Raw genomic sequence first — 18673 nt, 5'->3', positions numbered from 1 at the left:
ACCGAGAAAATCCTACCCGATCGTAAACGTGAAGCGGACACTACACCTCGAATGCGAGCGGCTCTCCTCAGCACATTCCAACGAATGTCCGCTACTCCTACCCTTGCGGGATGGGCCGTGGTCTAACGGGTGAAGAATTCAAATGCTTGCAAATCGCCGGAGAAGCGAACGTCGGGTATGCAGCCGGCTCGCCAAAATCCACTTTGGCGCGGGCTCGCTGCCGCGCGACTGCACGATCACGGATATCTCGGATGGCGGCGTGAAAGTGGTGGCGGAATTCCTGGAAGTGCCGCCGCAATTCACCATCATCTTCGCGCCCGATTATTCCCGCCAATGCCGCCTGCGCTGGCGCATCGGCTGCGAGTTCGGCGCGGAGTTCGTCGATTAGGCCTTAATGGCCGCGCCTCCTTAACGGGGCTTTAGCGTTAATGGGTAAGCATCTCTGATCAGTCGCCGAGTGATCAGAGTATGTCCAAGCGTCCGTCTCCCGCCTCTCCTTCGGCGAAATTCCTGCTTCCCGCGTTGATGGTGCTTGTCCTCGCCGGCTGCCAGACCAATGGCATCGAGGATGTCACCGGCGCGCTCGGCGTTAGATCTGAAGCCAGTGTGAAGGCCGACGCCAAGCCGGACATGGACACCTTGCGCGAACGCTATCGCGCCAAGCCCGGTGATCCCGGCGTTGTGCTCGCCTATGGCAAGGCGCTGCGCGAGAGCGGCCAGCGGGCGCAGGCGGTCGCGGTGATGGAGCAGGCCGTGCTCGGCCATCCCAGCAACAAGGCATTGCTCGCCGGCTATGGCCGCGCGCTCGCCGACAACGGCAATTTCCAGCAGGCCTTCGACGTCCTCGGCCGAGCGCATACGCCCGAGGATCCGGACTGGCGCATCCTGTCGGCGCAGGGCGCGGCGCTCGATCAGCTCGGCCGCAATGAGGAGGCGCAGCAATATTATGCGACCGCCTTGAAGATCGTGCCCGACGAGCCGCAGGTTTTGTCCAATCTCGGCCTGTCTTACATGCTCCAGAATAATCTGCCGCGGGCGGAGGAAACGATGCGCCGCGCGCATGAGCGCAATCCCGCCGATTCCCGCGTGCGCGCCAATCTCGCGCTGGTGCTGGGGCTGGAAGGAAAGCAAGCCGAGGCCGAGGCCATCGTGAAGGCCGACCTGCCGCCGGACCAGGCGGCGGCAAAGGTCACGGCGCTGCGGCAATTGCTGGCGAAGAAGCAGCAGCGGGCGGACAAATAGCTCGCGCCGTTTGGATTCTCGTTTTTGGCGCGCTTTCTTGACGCGAACCGGGATCCGTCGCTCGAAAACGCTTGCCGCCCCTACGACGCCTTGCGATGCGGGGCGGATCCGCGGCCCGACCTGCCCTTCAGCTTCTTCAGCAGCGGGCCGAGCAGCGAGCGCTTCGGCTTCTTCACCTCGCCGCGGCCGGCGAGGCGGTTGGCCATGTTCTGGAACAGAAGGGTGGTGCGGTGGCTCTTGGAGACCTCCGCGATCATCTGGCCGTTGTTGGCGGCGGTCGAGAACAGCTTCGAATCGAACGGGATCACCGCGAGCGGCTGGCTCTCCATGGTCTTGGCGAAAGCTTTGACCTCGATCTCCGCGCGCTTGTGCATGCCGACCTGGTTGAGACAATACAGCGGCGGCCGGTCGTTCGGGCGCGCCGCCTTGAGCACGCTCAGCATGTTCTTGGTGTTGCGCAAATTGGCGAGATCGGGCTCGGCCACGATCACGATGTCGTCGGCGTTGACCAGCGCCCGCCGCGTCCAGCCCGACCATTGGTGGGGTACGTCGAGCACGATGCAGGGCGTGGTCATGCGCAGCGTGTCGAACACCGCATCAAAAGCTTCGGCGCCGAAATCGTAGACGCGGTCGAGCGTCGCGGGGGCGGCCAGCAGGCTGAGGCGCTCGGTGCATTTGGCAAGCAGGCGCTCCATCAGCGCCGTGTCCGGCCGGTCCTGCGATAGCACCGCGTTGGCGATGCCCTGCAGCGGATCCTGATTGTAGTCGAGGCTCGCAGTACCGAAGGCGAGGTCGAGATCGATCACGACGGAATCGAGCGCGAGGTCGCGGGCGATGGTCCAGGCCACATTGTGCGCGACGGTGGACGCGCCGACGCCGCCCTTGGCGCCGACCACCGCGATGACGCGGCCGGTGATGATGGCTTCGGATGCCGAGAACAGGCTACAGATCGAGCGGACGACGTCGAGGGTTTCGACTGGCCCGACCACGTAGTCGTTGACGCCGCGGCGGACCAGCTCGCGATAGGGCGCGGTGTCGTTGGGATTGCCGATCACCACGACGCGGGTGCCGGGGTCGCAGACGCCGGCGAGGTCGTCGAGCCCCTCCAGGATGTCACGCGTGCCGTCGGATTCGATCACGATCACGTTCGGCGTCGGCATCGTTTCATAGACTTCGATTGCCGCAGCGAGACCACCGTCCCTGGCAGTGAGATGCGCCTTGGCGAGCCGCCGATCCTCCCCCGCCGCGGTCACCGCGGCGAGCGTCTGCTCGGTCTCGCAAAAAGCCTGCACCGAGATGCGAGGAACCGGTGCAATGTGTTCGTCGGGGTGCCGCGGATCGTCCGCTTCTTCGTCGTGGATGCCAGTCATTTGCCGGTGTCGCTGAGTTTGGCCTTGTCGGCCTCGGGATAGGAGGTCGCGGTCGTCGAGCCCTTGCGATAGCGGTCGAAGGCGATGTCGCGCCGTGCGGTGTAGGCGGGCGTCTCGGCGCGCGGCTGCTCGAGGTCGGCCGGATTGTCGATCATGGCCGCGAGGTTGCGCTGGCTGGCGCAGCCCAGATTGAAATACGGCCGGTTCTCATTGTAGCCGGGGTCGAGGATGTTCGGACCAACGTCTTCCGGCCACAACCCGCAGGGTCCGGCCACTGCGCTGAGTTTGGAATAGCTCAGCCGGATCGTCGGCAGGAGGCCGGGGTCTTCGGGACGATAGGGATGCTGGAGGATGGCGCGCGAGGGCACGTCGCCGGATGCGAGCACGGAACGGATTTCTCGATAAGTCGCCGCCGCGGCACGCGAATTCGCGGTGTCGACGGGCACGTCGACGACGACGGAGCCGGTGCCTTCGCGCATCCAGTCCCGGGCAATGCCTGCGACATCCGCGTGCTGCGCGGCCGAGAGGCCGCCGCGCGCCTTGCCGACGAAGATCACGATCGAGCGCCTACCCTCCTGCACCGCGATCGGGTGGCGCTGGCGATAGTCGGTCGGCACTGTCTGAGTGACGATTTCACCGGTGGTGTTGCACGCGCCCAGCATGACGGACAGCCCCGTCAGCACCAGCGCGACGCTCAAAGGGCGGCGTCGGTCGGCTATCGTCCTCGTCATCGCTTGATTCCCCTCTTGCCCCGTTTCTGCTCCGGTCCCCAGGCCGTCCGCTCGTCGTCAATCGATGATGAAGCCGAAATCGCCGGGCGTGCCGTTGATGGGATCGACGCGGCGCGTGATGCCATAAAGGCGGTTCATGCGGCCGAGCAGCGCCGTCTGCGCGTCGGAGGCCGGCGCGAAACCGTCGTCGGGCCGCGACAATTCCTTCTGGGCGACGGCGCGCACCACATAGGGCGTCACGATCACCATCAACTCGGTTTCGTTGTTGACGAAGTCCTGGCTGCGGAACAGCGCGCCGATGATCGGCACCTGGTCGACGCCGGGCAGGCCGTTGATCGCCTGCTTGGTCTGCTGCTGGATCAGGCCGGCCATCGCCATCGAGCCGCCGGAGGGAATTTCCAGTGTCGTTTCGGCTCGGCGGGTCTGAACCGAGGGGATGGTGATCGAGTTGCTCGAGGTCGAGGACACCGCCTGCGTCAGTGTGATCGCGTTCGTATTCGACAGCTCCGAGACCTCGGTCATGACGCGCAGGCTGATGCGGCCTTCGCTGAGCACGACCGGCGTGAAGTTCAGGGAGATGCCGAACTTCTTGTAGGTGACCTGGGTGGTACAGACGTGGGTGACCGGATCGCAGGAATAGCCGGCCGGAATCGGGAATTCGCCGCCGGCGATGAAGGTGGCGGATTCGCCCGAGATCGCGGTCAGGCTCGGCTCGGCGAGCGTACGCATGACGCCGGCGCTTTCCATCGCACGCATCGTGGCGCTGACGGTGGCGACGCCCTTGGCGAGACCGGCGACTCCAAGTCCGTTGCTCGCGACGATCGGTCCGCCAGACACCGAGAACGGGTTGGAATTGTTGAAATTCACCACCGCGGTGCCGGCGTTCAGGCTGGCGCTGAGATCCACGCCCAGCTGCTTGACGATATCGCGGCGCACTTCGCCGACCACGACCTTGAGCATCACCTGGTCGCGGCCGCGAACGACGATGTTGTTGACGACCTTGTCCGAGCCGCCGACGAGCTTTGCGGCGACGTCGCCCGCCTGCTGTGCCTCGACCGGGCTCGAGACCGAGCCGGTCAGCATCACGCTGTCGCCGATGCCTTCGATCTGCACGCCCGGCAGCGACTGGCGCAGCGCGGCGCGCATGCCGTTGAGGTCGCGCTTCACCGCGATGTCGTAGGAGGCGACCTGCTGGCCGTCGGCGGTGAAGAACACCACGTTGGTCTGGCCGACTTGGCCGCCGATGATATAGGCGCGCTGCGCCGAGCGGATTATGGCATTGGCGATCTTGGGATCGGCCACCAGCACGTCCTTGACCTCGCGCGGCAGGTCGATGACGACGGACTTGCCGACGCCGAGCGACAGAAAGCGCGTCCGCGCCGGCGCGATCGTCGCGACCGAGGACACACCGAGATCAGGCGCCTGCATCGGTGCCTGATCGCCGACCGGGGCATCCGCGGCACTGAGCCGGTCGGAGGCTGCGAGCAGCCCCAGCAGCAGCATCGTCCCCGCCAAGACCGAGCGCGCGCGCTTCCCCCGAATGCGCAGGCCCGTCCGATCATCCCCGTAGTTCATACTGTCCCCATCATCACTTCTGTGACGTCAGTTGGCGCGCCTGCACGCCATAACGAATTACGTTCACGCCACCGGGACGCTTGACCGCCTGGTCCTCGGGCGACCCGTCGACTGCGTTGGCATCGACGATGCTCCGCAGCGCGAGCTGGAGCGTGCCGCCCTGGCGCGCAGCCGACAGCGTGGCGACCTGGTCGGGCTTGAGCTCGAGCGTGACGGTCTTGCCGATCACGGCGGTCTGGCCGTCCTTTTCCTTCGGCGCCTGGTCGATCGCGAGCACGCGGATGTTGGTCAGAATGACCTCGGACACGATGAGGTCGTTGCCGCCGGTCGATGCGTTGGTATCGGGATTCTTCAGGCGGCGGGTCAGCACGATGTCGACGCGGTCGTTCGGCAGGATGAAGCCGCCGGCGCCGGTCTCGGCTGAAATTTCGGTGGACACGGCCCGCATGCCGGAGGGCAGGATGGCAGCCATGAAGCCGGAGCCTTCGGCCCTGACCAGCTTCTGCTCGCGGATCGGCTCGCCCTGCATCAACGGCACGCGCGCGATCGAGCCGGCGATCTGGGTCTGCGCCTCGGGCCTGCTGTCGCGGCGAATGAACGCGTTGCTTGCCGTCGCCGCCGGCCAGACCTGCCATTGCAGATCCTCGGGCTTCACGGCCTGGCCGAGCCCGATGTCGGTTTTCGCGACGAGAACCTCGACGGTCGGCAGTTTCTCGGTGACGGGCAGAACGGGCGCGGGCCCATTCTGATAGCCGCTCGCCAGATACGCAGCGACGCCCCCGGCGGCGAGCGCGATGACGAGAACGACAAGGCGTGCGGTATTCATACGCTTCTACTCATACGCGGGGCACTCGAACCGCACGTGGCGGGTCCCCCGTGTCGATGAGTAGGGAGGAAAAGTATAAGGGGTGTTGCGAGGCCGGATGTGATGGCCAGTGACGGTGGTGGTTTTCGGCTGATGGTGAACGCGGCGTTATTCAACCGGCCAACGGCCCCGTAGATTTACGCAAGCCAGCCTATTCGTTCGCATGACAGGCGCGGCGTCATGGTGAACGGGTGGTTAGTGATGTGGGGGCGTGCAGCGGCGGGGCTGCCTACGAGATGGGCCGCGCACAACACCAAAGGATGTCGTCCGTCCTTCCGGGACGAGCTGGGAGAGATTGCGCGTCCTCTAAATTTCCGCAGCGCCCTTACTTCGCCCGCTTCTGCTCGATCGCGTCCCAGATCTTCGCCGCCACGTCGGGCCCGCCGAGCCGCGCGATGGCGCGGATGCCGGTCGGCGAGGTGACGTTGATCTCGGTGAGATTGCCGTTGATGACGTCGATGCCGACGAACAGGAGGCCGCGCTCGCGCAGCGCCGGGCCGACGGCGGCGCAGATCTCGCGCTCGCGCGGGGTGAGCTCGGTCTCCTGCGCCGCGCCGCCGCGTACCATGTTGGAGCGGAGGTCGTCCGCGGCCGGCACCCGGTTTACGGCGGCGGCGAACTCGCCGTTGACGAGGATGATGCGCTTGTCGCCGTGCTTCACCTCGGGAATGAACTGCTGGATCACCCAGGGCTCTTTGAACGTCACCGAGAACATGTCGAACAGCGAGCCGAAATTCATGTCCTGCGGCATCACGCGGAACACCGCGGCGCCGCCATGGCCGTGCAGCGGCTTCATCACGACGGCGCCGTGCCTGTCGCGAAAGGCGTTGATCTCATCTAATTCGCGCGAGATCAGGGTCGGCGGCATCAGCTGCGGAAAGTTCATCACGAACAGCTTTTCCGGCGCGTTCCGTACCGAGGCGGGATCGTTGACCACCAGCGTCTTCGGATGAATGCGCTCCAAAAAATGCGTCGAGGTGATGTAGGCGAGATCGAACGGCGGGTCCTGGCGGAGCAGCACCACGTCAAAGCCGTTGAGCGCTTCGCGCCTGGGCTCGCCGAGCGTGAAATGGTCACCCGGCTCGTCGCGCACGGTGAGGAGCTGAACCGGAGCGACGATCTCGTCGCCGACCATCGAGAGCTTGTCGGGGGTGTAATAGGACAGGCCGTGGCCGCGCTTCTGTGCCTCCAGGAGCAGCGCAAAGGTGGAATCGCCCTTGATGTTGATGCGGGCGATGGGGTCCATCTGGACGGCGACGTTGAGTTTCATGGTCTGCCTTTCAGGTCGAGGCGTCGAATGCCGCCAACACATGGCGTGGAAGTGATCGCGGCGCAATCAGCATGGCGTCGAATCGCAATTCGAATTCGGCATGCTCGGGATGCGCCACGAGCCAGCCTTGCGCGGCGTCGATGATGCGCTGCTGCTGGCGCGGCGTCACCGCGAAGGCGGCGTCATCCAGCGTCGCCCGCGCCTTGACCTCGACGAAGGCGATCAAATTGCGGCGGCGCGCCACGATGTCGATTTCGCCATGCGGGGTGCGATAACGTTTGGCGAGGATGCGGTAGCCCTTGGCCATCAGATAGGCGGCGGCGCGGCTCTCGGCGGAGATGCCGGTCCGGAACGCGGCGATGCGCTCGGGCGAGGCGACTTTCGGTTCCGCCGGGACCTCAGTCTTCGCCATCGCCGCCCCGCAGGTCTTTTGCGAGCTCGAGCGCGCGGGCATAGACCTCGCGCCGCGGGCGGCCCGAGAGTGCGACCGCATGTGCCACGGCATCCTTGACGCTGCGCGCGGCCAGCTGCTCGCGCAGGAGCTGGTCTAGCGCATCCGACGTCAGCACCTCGGCGTCGGCCGCAGGTGGGGCGATCACCAGCACGAACTCGCCGCGCGTCTCCAGCGTATCCGCCTCGCGAGCCAGCTCGCTCAATGTTGCGCGCGAGATCTCCTCATGAAGTTTGGTCAGCTCGCGGCAGATCGCGGCGTCGCGCGTCCCCATGATCTCGGCGAGATCGGCGAGCGCGTCCTGCACGCGGTTGCCGGATTCGAACATCACCAGTGTCGCATCGATGCGAGCCAGCTCAACAAGGCGCGACCTGCGCGCCGCCGATTTCGACGGCAAGAAGCCCTCGAAGAAAAAGCGGTCGGTCGGCAGCGCTGCGACCGATAGCGCCGCCAGCACCGAGGAGGGGCCGGGCAGCGCATAGACCGCATGGCCGGCGGCGCAGACCTCGCGCACCAGCTTGAAGCCGGGATCGGAGATCAGCGGCGTCCCGGCATCCGACACCAGCGCGACCGAGCCGCCTGCCGCAAGCGCCTCCAGGATCTTCGGACGCGCGGCTTCCGCGTTGTGCTCATGATATTGCTTGAGCTGCGCTGCGATGGCGTAACGCTCGGTCAGGCGCCGCGTGATGCGGGTGTCCTCGCAGGCGATGACGTCGACGCCGGCGAGCGTCTGAAGCGCACGCAGGGTGATGTCGCCGAGATTGCCGATGGGGGTCGCGACCAGATGCAGGCCCGGCGCGGCCTTCGCCACCGCAAGCCGATGGGCGTCGATGGAGAAGCCGCGCAAGGTGGCGTCTTGAGCTTCAGGCGTATTTATCGGGGCCGGCTTTGCGCGCATAATGAAGTCAACTTAGGCACGATCCGCAGGGCTGGGAACCAGCTCTTCGAAAAAGATCGGGCCGAGGTGAGGGGCGAGGAACGGACGGGAATGTGATCGATGCGGGGTCACGTTGCGCGGGAGCAAGGCCCTCGCGCCATATTCGCGACGGAAACCTCCCTTGATGCTGCGTAAGTGACGGCCAGCGGTGGGCCAGGATAGGAGGGTGGTCGCGTTAAGTGGCGATTATCCTTTTGTTTTGGTTAACTGTTTGCCGACAATATGCCTGAATCCGCGGCTTGCGTCGTGGAGCAATGTGGTGACCGGCTGGGCGACGGCCGGTCGGAAGAGAATCTGCGATGGTGGGCCCGTCTAGTTCGAAGTCTTCCGGTCCGGCGCCCCGATGGCCCGGGGCAACCCGCCGGAGCGCGCTTGGCCTGTTGCTCGGCGCCCCCTTGCTGTCGGCCTGCGCCGGCGTGCAGCAGAGTCTCAGCCAGTTCTCCAGCTCCGCGCCACCGGCGCAGCCGGCTGGTCCGCCCCAACAGGGCACGACCGCTGGCACCGGTGGGGTCAAGGTCGCCGTGATCCTGCCGCTGTCGGCGGCTGGCAATGCAGGCCTCGCGGCGCAATCCATGCGCAACGCCGCCGAGATGGCGCTGGCCGAGTTCCAAAACCCGAACATCCAGCTCCTGATCAAGGACGACAATGGCAGCCCGCAAGGCGCGCAAGCTGGTGCGCAGCAGGCGGTCGACGAGGGCGCCGAAATCATCCTGGGACCACTGTTCGCACAATCGGTGCCGGCGGTGGCGCAGGTCGCGCGCACGCGCGGCATCTCGGTGATGGCATTCTCGACCGATTCCAGCATCGCCGGACGCGGCGTCTATCTGCTCAGCTTCCTGCCGGAGTCCGACGTCAACCGCATCGTCGAATATTCCGCCAGCATCGGAAAGCGCTCCGTTGCCGTGCTCGTGCCCGACAACGCCTATGGCAACGTGGTCGAAGCCGCCGTGAAGGCGGCAGTGCCGCGGCGTGGTGGGCGCATCGTCGCGTTCGAGAAATACGGCGCCGACCGCGCCACCCCAGCTCGAACCGTGGCGCAGCAGCTCGGCAGTGCGGACGCGCTGTTCATTGCCGACGACGGCGATGCCGTGGTTTCAGTGGCGGATGCGATGACTGCGGCGGGTGCGAATTTGCGCAACATCCAGCTGCTCGGCACCGGCCTGTGGGACAATCCGCGCGTCTATGCCAGCGCAGCGTTGCAAGGCGGCCTCTATGCCGCGCCGGATCCGGCCGGCTTCCGCGCCTTCTCCGGCCGTTACCGCACCAAATATGGCGCCGAGCCGGTGCGCACTGCGACGCTCGCCTATGACGCAGTCGCCCTCGTCGCCGCACTGGCGCGCACGCAAGGCACGACGCGCTTCTCGCCCGACGTGCTGACCAACCCCTCAGGCTTTGCCGGCATCGACGGCCTGTTTCGCTTCCGCCCCGACGGCACCAACGAGCGAGGACTTGCGGTGATGAAGGTGACGACCGGCGGCGGGGTTGCGGTGGCAGGCTCGCCGAAGAGTTTTGGGGCGTAGCGCTTACGCCGCCAGATCCGCAACCACCGCATCCAGCACGGGGAAGCCACTGCTCGTCACGCGCAGCCGGCCCGTGGCGTCCACCGTGATCGCGCCTTCCTCGCGCAGCAGCGCAATGCGGCGGGGGTCGAGCGGGCGGCCCGAGAGGGCTTTGTAGCGCTCAGGGTCGATTCCCTCGGCGAGCCGCAATCCCATCAGCAAAAATTCGTCGGCGCGCTCCTCGCTGTTGAGGAGCTCGTCGGTGACGACGCCGTCGCCGTTGGTCTCGACCCGCATCAGCCAGGCTTCGGGGCGCTTTTCGGTGGCGGTGGCGTGCCTGATACCATCGATGTCGAGGCGGCCATGCGCGCCGGGACCGATGCCGGCATATTCCTCGCCGCGCCAATAGACCAGATTGTGCCGGCACTCGGCGCCGCGCCGCGCGTGATTTGAAATCTCGTAGGCGGGCAGGCCGAGCTTGTCGCAGGTCTCCTGCGTCACGTCGTAGAGCGCGCGCGCGACGGCTTCGTCCGGCGTCTTCAATTTGCCGGCCTGGTGCAGGCCGAAGAACGGCGTGCCTTCCTCGATCGTCAATTGATAGAGCGACAGATGCTCGGCCGCTTCATCGATCGCGAGACGCAGCTCGTCCGCCCACATCGCCGGCGTCTGGTCGGGTCGGGCGTAGATCAGGTCGAACGAATAACGGTCGAACGAACGGCGCGCGATGGCGACGGCATCGAGGGCCTCGCGCGCACTGTGCATACGGCCGAGCGCCTTCAAGGAGGCATCGTCGAGCGCCTGGACGCCGAGCGAGACGCGGTTGACGCCGGCGGTGCGATAACCGGCAAAGCGTGTGGCTTCGACGCTGGTCGGGTTTGCCTCCAGCGTCACTTCGACGTCGCCTGCAACATGCCAGTGCTTGCCGATCGCATCGAGCACCGCGCCGACGGTTGCGGGCTGCATCAGCGATGGCGTGCCGCCGCCGAGGAAGATCGAGGTCACTTCACGGCCGGGTGCGCGCTCAGCCGTGGTTGCGATCTCGCGGGCGAAGGCGGATGCAAAGCGCGCCTCGTCGATCGCGGCGTGGCGGACATGGCTGTTGAAGTCGCAATAGGGGCATTTCGACAGGCAGAACGGCCAATGCACGTAGACGCCGAAGGCTTCCTTAGCGCGGCTCAAGGCAGATCTCCGCCAGTTTTACGAAGGCGCGGGCGCGATGCGACAGGCCGAGGCCGAGGGGCGGCAGGCCGTGCTTCTCGATGCTCTCCATCTCGCCGAAGGTGCGGCTATGGCCATCGGGCAGAAACATCGGATCGTAGCCGAAGCCGGCGGTGCCGCGCGGCGGCCAGACCAGCGTGCCGTCGACGCGCGCCTCGACCTCTTCGCGATGATCGTCGGGCCAGGCGACGCAGAGCGCCGAAACGAAATGGGCCTTGCGCTTGTCGGGCGTGGTCGCGCCGCGCTCCTGGAGCAGGCGCTCGATCTGCGCCATCGCCGCTGCGAAGTCTTTGTTCGGCCCGGCCCAGCGCGCGGAGAAAATGCCGGGCGCGCCGTCGAGCGCGTCGACCACGATGCCAGAATCGTCGGCGAAAGCGGCAAGCTTGGTCGCCTGCGCCGCCGCGATCGCCTTGATCGCGGCGTTGCTGCGGAAATCGTTGCCGGTCTCTTCGGGCTCGGCCAAGCCGAGCTCACCAGCCGACACCGCCTCGATGCCGTACGGCGCAAGCAGCTCCCGCATCTCGGCGAGCTTGCCGGGATTGTGGGTGGCGATGACGAGCTTGTCCGTGATTCGGCGGTGCATGGCCTATTGACTACGCCACAGCCAGTTTCTGCAAGTCCGCCAGACGCGCGACGCCCTTGCGGGCCAGCGCCATCAGCGCCAGGAACTCGGTTTCGGTGAACGGCTCGCGTTCCGCGGTGCCCTGCACCTCGATGATGCGCCCATCGCCGGTCATGACGAAATTGGCGTCGGTTTGGGCTTCCGAATCCTCGGCATAGTCGAGATCGAGCACCGGCGTGCCATTATAGATGCCGCAGGAGATCGCGGCGACGTTGTCGCGCAGCACATTGGCCTTGATCATGTTGCGCGCCTTCATCCAGTTGATGCAATCGGCAAGTGCGACCCAAGCGCCGGTGATCGCAGCCGTGCGGGTGCCGCCGTCGGCCTGGAGCACGTCGCAATCGACCGTGATCTGCCGCTCGCCGAGCGCTTCGAGATCGACGATGGTACGGAGGCTGCGGCCGATCAGGCGCTGGATCTCGACGGTACGGCCGCTCTGCTTGCCGGCGGAGGCCTCGCGGCGGGTGCGTTCTGAGGTCGCGCGCGGCAGCATGCCGTATTCGGCGGTGACCCAGCCGCGCCCCTGGCCCTTCAGCCACGGCGGCAGGCGGTCTTCCAGCGTGGCGGTGACCAGCACATGAGTATCGCCGAATTTCACCAGGCACGAGCCTTCCGCATATTTGACCACGCCGCGCTCCAGCGTCACGGGGCGCAATTCGTCGGGCGCACGGCGGCTTGGCCGCATGGGAAGTCCTCCAAAAACTCACGGGAAAGGCTATTCGCGGTGCTTGTAGGTGGGGTGAGGGTGGGCGGCAAGGTTTTTTCACCCCTGATTTCGGGCCCGCAAACGCCACGCTTGTCAGAAGCGTCCGGGATGGACAAATTATGAGTATCTGAGAGGAGTTACCGTCTGTGGCCCATCACGATCCGATGCATCTGATCGCGCCGCGCGCAGGCCTTGCCCAGCTCAACGAGCGTTCCCGCGACATCTTTCGTCAAATTGTCGAAAGCTATCTCGCGACCGGTGAGCCGGTGGGCTCGCGCAATATCTCGCGCCTGATCGCGATGCCGCTGTCGCCGGCCTCGGTCCGCAACGTCATGGCCGACCTGGAACAGCTCGGCCTGATCTATGCGCCCCATACGTCCGCCGGCCGGCTACCGACGGAACTCGGACTGCGCTTCTTCGTAGACGCCCTGATGCAGGTCGGCGACCTCACCGAGGCCGAACGGCAATCCATCCAGAGTCAGCTTTCGTCGGTCGGCCAGGCGCAATCGGTCGAGGCGGCGCTGGACCAGGCCTTGATGCGGCTGTCGGGCCTGACCCGTGCCGCCGCGGTCGTGCTGACGCCAAAATCCAACGCCCGGCTCAAGCACATCGAGTTCGTTCGTCTGGAACCGGAGAAAGCGCTGGTGATCCTGGTCGGCGAGGATGGCCAGGTCGAAAACCGCGTGCTGACGCTGCCGCCCGGAGTTCCCTCCTCGGCGCTGACCGAAGCCGGCAATTTCCTCAATGCACGGATTCGTGGCCGCACGCTGGCCGAAGCGCGGCTCGAGCTTGAGACCGCACTCGGCGAGGCCCGGGCCGAGCTCGATCAGCTGACGCAAAAGGTGATCGCGGCCGGCATCGCGAGCTGGTCCGGAGGCGAGAACGAGGACCGCCAGCTCATCGTCCGAGGCCACGCCAATCTGCTGGAAGATCTGCACGCGCTGGAGGACCTCGAGCGGGTGCGCCTGTTGTTCGACGATCTCGAGACCAAGCGCGGCGTGATCGACCTGCTCGGCCGGGCCGAGACCGCGGAAGGCGTGCGAATTTTCATCGGGAGTGAGAACAAGCTGTTTTCGCTGTCGGGCTCCTCCACGATCATCTCGCCCTATCGGGATGCCGCCGGCCATATCGTCGGCGTTCTCGGCGTGATCGGCCCGACGCGGCTGAATTATGCCCGTGTGATCCCGACGGTGGACTACGCCGCCCGCATCGTCAGTCGGCTTTTGGGGGGCTGACCGGCGTTCCCGATCACGGGCGCTTGATTTTCGTACGCTTAGGCACGATATCCGGGCCAACAATCCCTGGAAACGAGTTCGAGATTAGAGCCGATGACCGATCAAGACCGGCAACCCGAAGACACGACCGCGCCGACCGGCGAGCCGGTAGTGTCGAAGCCTTACATCATGCCCGACGATCCCGAGCCGGGCTCGGTCGAGACGTTGCAGAAGGAAGCGGCCGAGGCGCGTGACCGCATGCTGCGGACGCTGGCCGAGATGGAGAATTTGCGCAAGCGCACCAGCAAGGAGGTCGCCGACGCCCGTCTCTACGGCATTACCGGCTTTGCCCGCGACGTGTTGGACATCGCCGACAACCTCCAGCGCGCGCTCGATGCCGTACCGGCCGAGGCGCGTGCCGCGGCCGATCCCGGCCTGATCTCGCTGATCGAAGGCGTCGAACTCACCGAGCGCTCGCTGCTCAACGCGCTGGAAAAGCACGGCGTCAAGAAGTTCGATCCGCAGGGCCAGAAGTTCGATCCTAATTTCCAGCAGGCGATGTTCGAAGTCCCCGATGCGTCGGTGCCATCGGGCACCGTGGTGCAGGTCGTGCAGGCCGGCTACACCATCGGCGAGCGCGTGCTGCGTCCCGCCCTGGTCGGTGTCGCCAAAGGCGGCGCGAAGGCCGCGCCCGCGGCCAACACCAACGAGCCGAACAGCGCGGCAAACTGAACCTTGGCCTCATTCCGGGTTCGGCTCTTCGCGCCGCCCCGGAATGACTGCGCGAAATTATTACGCGGTCACCGCGATATCCGCAGACTGAATCCGCTTCACGCCGGCCTTGGCCATATCAGCCCAGGCCTTTGCCAGCGAACCCTGCGTGTCGATGCCGCGGCAGGCGTCCTCCACCACATAGACCTCGAAGCCCGCCTTGCGCGCATCGAGCGCGGTCCAGGCGACGCAGAAATCCGTGGCGAGACCGGCGACGAAGACGCGCTTGATCTTGCGGCCCTTGAGATAGCCGGCAAGGCCCGTCGAGGTCTTGCCGTCGGCTTCGAGAAAGGCCGAGTAGCTGTCCACCTCCTTGTGAAAACCCTTGCGGATGATCAGTTCAGCGTGCGGGATCGCAAGATCCTTTGACAGCGCGGCGCCGTCGGTGCCCTGCACGCAATGGTCCGGCCACAGCACCTGCTTGCCGTAGGGAAGATCGACGGTCTCGAACGGATTCTTGCCGGAATGCACCGAAGCGAACGAGATGTGCCCGGGCGTATGCCAGTCCTGCGTCATCACCACGTTCGCAAACGCTTTTGCGATCTTGTTGATGACGGGCACCACCTGCTCGCCTTCCTTCACCGCGAGGCTGCCGCCGGGCAGGAAGCAATTCTGCACGTCGATCACGAGCAGCGCGGAGGCTTCGTCAGGCTTGATTGACGCGGCCGCAAACAGCGCGGTTGGTGCGAGGCCCGCGAGCGCCGTGGTCGCAAGCGCCGCCAAGATGTGTCGCCGATCCAGCATCGTTCGTCTCCCCTCCAGGAATGAACCCAATGGAGGCCAAGCCTAGTTCCGCTTGTGTGCGAACAGAAGCCCGAAAATGCAGTCGGTCTTGGCGAGGGGTTGGGCTTGGGTCGGCGGATCCTCACCGCTCCCGCGTACGGGAGCTAGCCCTTCGGCTGAATGCCGTCGCGCACGGCGCGGAAGCGGGTGAAGGCGCTTGGCCATTGGTCGCGCGGGGCGCTGGCGATGATGCGCAGCGAGGTGCCGCCGCTTGAAAAGCGGATCCACTGCACCACCGTCACCGGAACCTTGTCCTTGCCGCTGACGCCGTCGATCCGGGTCTCGAAACCCTGCTGGCCGTTGATGCGGATCGGCTCGGACATGGTGACGCGCGACTCGCGCACGCCGGGGATCTGGAGCGCCGCTTCCTGGGCGAAGCGGGCGCGGTCGTCGGTCTGCTGGGGGGTGGCGCCAATCAGGCCGAGGATCATGAACGGCTTCGATTCATAGCCCGTGCTCTCGTCGCCGTCGGCCAGGATGATGCTCGAGCCCGGCGCCAGCGTACGGATGTCCTTGAAGTCGGCGAGATCGGTGATCTTGAACGGCATCAGCGCGATCTGCTCTTCGGCCGAGACCTGCTTGCGGGTGACGGCGGTCGCAAACATCTGGCGCACCGCTTCATCGCTGTAGATCTTGGTCGCATTCTCCGGAATCTGCACCGCGACATAGCCGGAGAAGCCGGCGCCCGGCACAATCATCGAATAGCGCCTCACCGGGGTATCGCCGGCCTTGCCGCTTTCGGTGGTGAAATAGGCAAGGCCCGCGGGGGTTTCGATCTTGTCCTGCTTGACGCCGTTCGCACCGGCCGGATTGGAATTGAAGGCGCTCACGACCTCGCCATAGGCCGCCGGCGGCAGCTCGGTGATCAGCACCTTGACATTGCCGTCCTCGCTCTCGAAGCCCGGAAAGGTCTTGGCCGTGCTCAGCCCGATCAGCGGCACCATGCCGAGGCGCAAGCCAGGCGGGTAAACGGCGTCGGCGGCAAGGGCCGGAAGCGCCGAGGCAATGAGGATGGCGAGCGCGGCGAGGGGACGGGTCAGCTTCATGGGCACTCTGATTGGTTCACATTGAGGCCGTTCGATGGTCGGCCACCGGGCCGCATTGTCGCGCGGAGCAGCTGTGCTGCGGCTGCCCGGCCGGTCCGCCTTTTAGCGGGTTTGGCCTTGTCGTAACAGGGTGGGGCAGATTGCGCTGGCGGGGCTTGCTGAGACCCGAACCTGTTAATATTTCCTCACCCGCAAGGGCGGTTGAGCCCGGATATGATCTTCCAAAACCCAATGTTTTCACGGCCGAAACTTGCGTTCGGTCCTTGCGGGCCCCTCCCCCCCTCCTATATGAGCCTCAATCATCGCAATATCGCGGATGTTTGATCTTAGGGGGTTTGGATCGGGTGCCTTCTGGGCCCAAACCAACCTGCCGCAAAAAGAAGGATATCAGGACCATGGGAAAGGTCATTGGGATCGATCTCGGCACCACGAACTCGTGCGTCGCCGTGATGGATGGCAAGAACGCCAAAGTCATCGAGAATTCCGAAGGCATGCGCACGACGCCTTCGATCGTCGCCGTCACGGATGACGGCGAGCGCCTCGTCGGGCAGCCGGCCAAGCGCCAGGCCGTCACCAATCCCGAGCGCACCTTCTTCGCAGTGAAGCGCCTCATTGGCCGCCGCTACGACGATCCGATGGTCGAGAAGGACAAGAAGCTCGTTCCGTACAAGATCGTGAAGGCTTCCAACGGCGACGCCTGGGTCGAGGCCGACGGCCAGACCTACTCGCCCTCGCAGGTTTCGGCGTTCATCTTGCAGAAGATGAAGGAGACCGCGGAAGCCCATCTCGGCCAGAAGGTCGATCAGGCCGTCATCACCGTTCCCGCCTACTTCAACGACGCCCAGCGCCAGGCAACCAAGGACGCCGGCAAGATCGCGGGCCTCGAAGTGCTGCGCATCATCAACGAGCCGACTGCGGCCGCGCTCGCTTATGGCCTCGACAAGACCAAGGCCGGCACCATCGCGGTGTACGACCTCGGCGGCGGCACCTTCGATATCTCCATTCTCGAAATCGGCGACGGCGTGTTCGAGGTGAAGTCGACCAACGGCGACACCTTCCTCGGCGGCGAAGATTTCGACATGCGCCTCGTGGGTTATTTGGCCGACGAGTTCCAGAAGGAGCAGGGCATCAATCTGCGCAACGACAAGCTCGCTTTGCAGCGCCTGAAAGAAGCCGCTGAAAAGGCCAAGATCGAGCTGTCCTCGACGACGCAGACCGAGATCAACCTGCCCTTCATCACCGCGGACCAGACCGGGCCGAAGCATTTGACGATGAAGCTCACCCGCGCCAAGTTCGAGGCGCTGGTTGACGACCTCGTGCAGAAGACCATCGAGCCCTGCCGCAAAGCGCTGAAGGACGCCGGCATCACCGCCGGTGAGATCGGCGAAGTCGTGCTGGTCGGCGGCATGACCCGCATGCCGAAGGTCCAGGAGGTCGTGAAGCAGCTGTTCGGCAAGGAGCCGCACAAGGGCGTCAACCCGGACGAGGTCGTGGCGATCGGTGCTGCGATCCAGGCCGGCGTGCTCCAGGGCGACGTCAAGGACGTGCTGCTGCTCGACGTCACCCCGCTGTCGCTGGGCATCGAGACGCTGGGTGGCGTGTTCACCCGCATCATCGACCGCAACACCACGATCCCGACCAAGAAGAGCCAGGTGTTCTCGACCGCCGAGGACAACCAGAACGCGGTCACCATCCGCGTCTTCCAGGGCGAGCGCGAAATGGCGGCCGACAACAAGATGCTCGGCCAGTTCGACCTGATGGGCATTCCGCCGGCGCCGCGCGGCATGCCGCAGATCGAGGTGACCTTCGACATCGACGCCAACGGCATCGTCAACGTCTCGGCCAAGGACAAGGCCACCGGCAAGGAGCAGCAGATCCGCATCCAGGCCTCGGGCGGCCTGTCGGAAGCCGACATCGAGAAGATGGTCAAGGACGCCGAGGCCAATGCCGAGGCGGACAAGAAGCGCCGCGAGGCGGTGACCGCCAAGAACGAGGCGGATGGCCTGGTGCATTCGACCGAGAAGGCGCTGGCCGAGCACGGTTCGAAGGTCGCCGAGAGCGAGCGCCGCGCCATCGAGGATGCCGTCAGCGACCTCAAGGAAGCGCTGAAGGGCGACGATGCCGAGGCGATCAAGGCCAAGACCCAAACGCTGGCCCAGGTGTCGATGAAGCTCGGCGAGGCCATGTACAAGCAACAGGCCGAGGCCGACGCCAAGAAGGATGCGGCCAAGGACGACGTTGTCGATGCGGAATTCACCGAGGTCGACGACGACAAGAACAACAAGAAGTCCGCCTGAACCCCGAGAGGGTAACGATGCGGACGGCTTGGACCCCACACGCGCTACCGACCTCCCCCCTCGCGGGGGAGGCCGC

The 18673-nt window shown here is 65.5% G+C and carries 18 protein-coding genes; 6 read left to right on the top strand and 12 right to left on the bottom strand.

Annotation, left to right across the window (positions count from 1 at the left end; genetic code table 11):
* Positions 1-142 precede the first annotated feature (142 nt).
* Positions 143-388 carry a PilZ domain-containing protein gene (locus tag IVB01_RS06015; RefSeq protein ID WP_018644993.1) on the top strand — a complete coding sequence of 82 codons (246 nt, stop codon included), beginning with the start codon at positions 143-145 and terminating at the stop codon, positions 386-388.
* A gap of 80 nt (positions 389-468) precedes the next feature.
* Positions 469-1242, top strand: a complete 774-nt coding sequence (locus IVB01_RS06010) for a tetratricopeptide repeat protein (RefSeq protein ID WP_247276587.1) — start codon at positions 469-471, stop codon at positions 1240-1242.
* 80 nt (positions 1243-1322) lie between these two features.
* On the opposite strand, the gene IVB01_RS06005 is transcribed toward IVB01_RS06010, so the two are convergent.
* The 7 genes from IVB01_RS06005 to rsmI all read right to left on the bottom strand — a co-directional run bounded on the left by IVB01_RS06005 (position 1323) and on the right by rsmI (position 8402).
* Positions 1323-2612 (bottom strand): AAA family ATPase, encoded by a 1290-nt coding sequence (locus tag IVB01_RS06005; protein ID WP_247276586.1) that lies wholly within the window; start codon positions 2610-2612, stop codon positions 1323-1325.
* Complete coding sequence (locus tag IVB01_RS06000; protein WP_247276585.1) at positions 2609-3343, bottom strand: CpaD family pilus assembly protein; 735 nt, start codon at positions 3341-3343, stop codon at positions 2609-2611. Before IVB01_RS06000 ends, IVB01_RS06005 begins: the two co-directional genes overlap by 4 nt.
* A gap of 57 nt (positions 3344-3400) precedes the next feature.
* On the bottom strand, positions 3401-4918 hold the full coding sequence (locus IVB01_RS05995; protein ID WP_247276584.1) for a type II and III secretion system protein family protein: 1518 nt from the start codon (positions 4916-4918) through the stop codon (positions 3401-3403).
* A 13-nt stretch (positions 4919-4931) separates the two neighbouring features.
* Positions 4932-5744, bottom strand: coding sequence for a Flp pilus assembly protein CpaB (gene cpaB, locus IVB01_RS05990; protein WP_247276583.1), 813 nt, complete (start codon positions 5742-5744; stop codon positions 4932-4934).
* Positions 5745-6108: 364 nt separating this feature from the next.
* Complete coding sequence (gshB, locus tag IVB01_RS05985) at positions 6109-7053, bottom strand: glutathione synthase (RefSeq protein ID WP_247276582.1); 945 nt, start codon at positions 7051-7053, stop codon at positions 6109-6111.
* A gap of 10 nt (positions 7054-7063) precedes the next feature.
* On the bottom strand, positions 7064-7465 hold the full coding sequence (locus IVB01_RS05980) for a YraN family protein (RefSeq protein WP_247276581.1): 402 nt from the start codon (positions 7463-7465) through the stop codon (positions 7064-7066).
* Positions 7452-8402, bottom strand: coding sequence for a 16S rRNA (cytidine(1402)-2'-O)-methyltransferase (rsmI, locus tag IVB01_RS05975; protein WP_247276580.1), 951 nt, complete (start codon positions 8400-8402; stop codon positions 7452-7454). The genes IVB01_RS05980 and rsmI overlap by 14 nt, the downstream gene beginning before the upstream one ends.
* Positions 8403-8740: 338 nt before the next feature.
* Between rsmI and IVB01_RS05970 the strand changes: the two genes are divergently transcribed.
* Complete coding sequence (locus tag IVB01_RS05970; RefSeq protein WP_247276579.1) at positions 8741-9961, top strand: penicillin-binding protein activator; 1221 nt, start codon at positions 8741-8743, stop codon at positions 9959-9961.
* A gap of 3 nt (positions 9962-9964) precedes the next feature.
* Here IVB01_RS05970 and hemW read toward each other — a convergent pair whose 3' ends face one another.
* From hemW to rph, 3 genes are read right to left on the bottom strand one after another with little or no spacing between them, the layout of a single operon-like run.
* A complete protein-coding gene (gene hemW / locus IVB01_RS05965; RefSeq protein ID WP_247276578.1) occupies positions 9965-11119 on the bottom strand; it encodes a radical SAM family heme chaperone HemW in 1155 nt (384 codons plus the stop codon).
* Positions 11106-11741 carry an RdgB/HAM1 family non-canonical purine NTP pyrophosphatase gene (rdgB, locus tag IVB01_RS05960; protein WP_247276577.1) on the bottom strand — a complete coding sequence of 212 codons (636 nt, stop codon included), beginning with the start codon at positions 11739-11741 and terminating at the stop codon, positions 11106-11108. The genes hemW and rdgB overlap by 14 nt, the downstream gene beginning before the upstream one ends.
* 10 nt (positions 11742-11751) lie before the next feature.
* Positions 11752-12465, bottom strand: a complete 714-nt coding sequence (gene rph, locus IVB01_RS05955; RefSeq protein ID WP_247276576.1) for a ribonuclease PH — start codon at positions 12463-12465, stop codon at positions 11752-11754.
* 167 nt (positions 12466-12632) lie between these two features.
* Between rph and hrcA the strand changes: the two genes are divergently transcribed.
* Both hrcA and grpE read left to right on the top strand, forming a co-directional pair.
* Entirely contained in the window at positions 12633-13721 is a 1089-nt protein-coding gene (gene hrcA / locus IVB01_RS05950; protein ID WP_247276575.1) for a heat-inducible transcriptional repressor HrcA, read from the top strand.
* Between the two features lie 93 nt (positions 13722-13814).
* Positions 13815-14432: a nucleotide exchange factor GrpE gene (gene grpE / locus IVB01_RS05945; protein WP_247276574.1), complete on the top strand. Its 618-nt coding sequence runs from the start codon at positions 13815-13817 to the stop codon at positions 14430-14432.
* Positions 14433-14492: 60 nt separating this feature from the next.
* Here grpE and pncA read toward each other — a convergent pair whose 3' ends face one another.
* A complete protein-coding gene (gene pncA, locus IVB01_RS05940) occupies positions 14493-15215 on the bottom strand; it encodes a bifunctional nicotinamidase/pyrazinamidase (protein ID WP_247276573.1) in 723 nt (240 codons plus the stop codon).
* Between the two features lie 143 nt (positions 15216-15358).
* On the bottom strand, positions 15359-16300 hold the full coding sequence (locus IVB01_RS05935) for a hypothetical protein (RefSeq protein WP_247276572.1): 942 nt from the start codon (positions 16298-16300) through the stop codon (positions 15359-15361).
* A 395-nt stretch (positions 16301-16695) separates the two neighbouring features.
* On the opposite strand from IVB01_RS05935, the gene dnaK reads away from it, so the two are divergent.
* A complete protein-coding gene (dnaK, locus tag IVB01_RS05930; protein ID WP_247276571.1) occupies positions 16696-18597 on the top strand; it encodes a molecular chaperone DnaK in 1902 nt (633 codons plus the stop codon).
* Positions 18598-18673 lie beyond the last annotated feature (76 nt).

The organism is Bradyrhizobium sp. 164 (assembly GCF_023073715.1).
In the GTDB taxonomy this organism is placed as follows: Bacteria; Pseudomonadota; Alphaproteobacteria; order Rhizobiales; family Xanthobacteraceae; genus Bradyrhizobium.
Note: the sequence above shows the minus strand (reverse complement) of the source record. Positions and strands in the feature narration are given on the sequence as shown.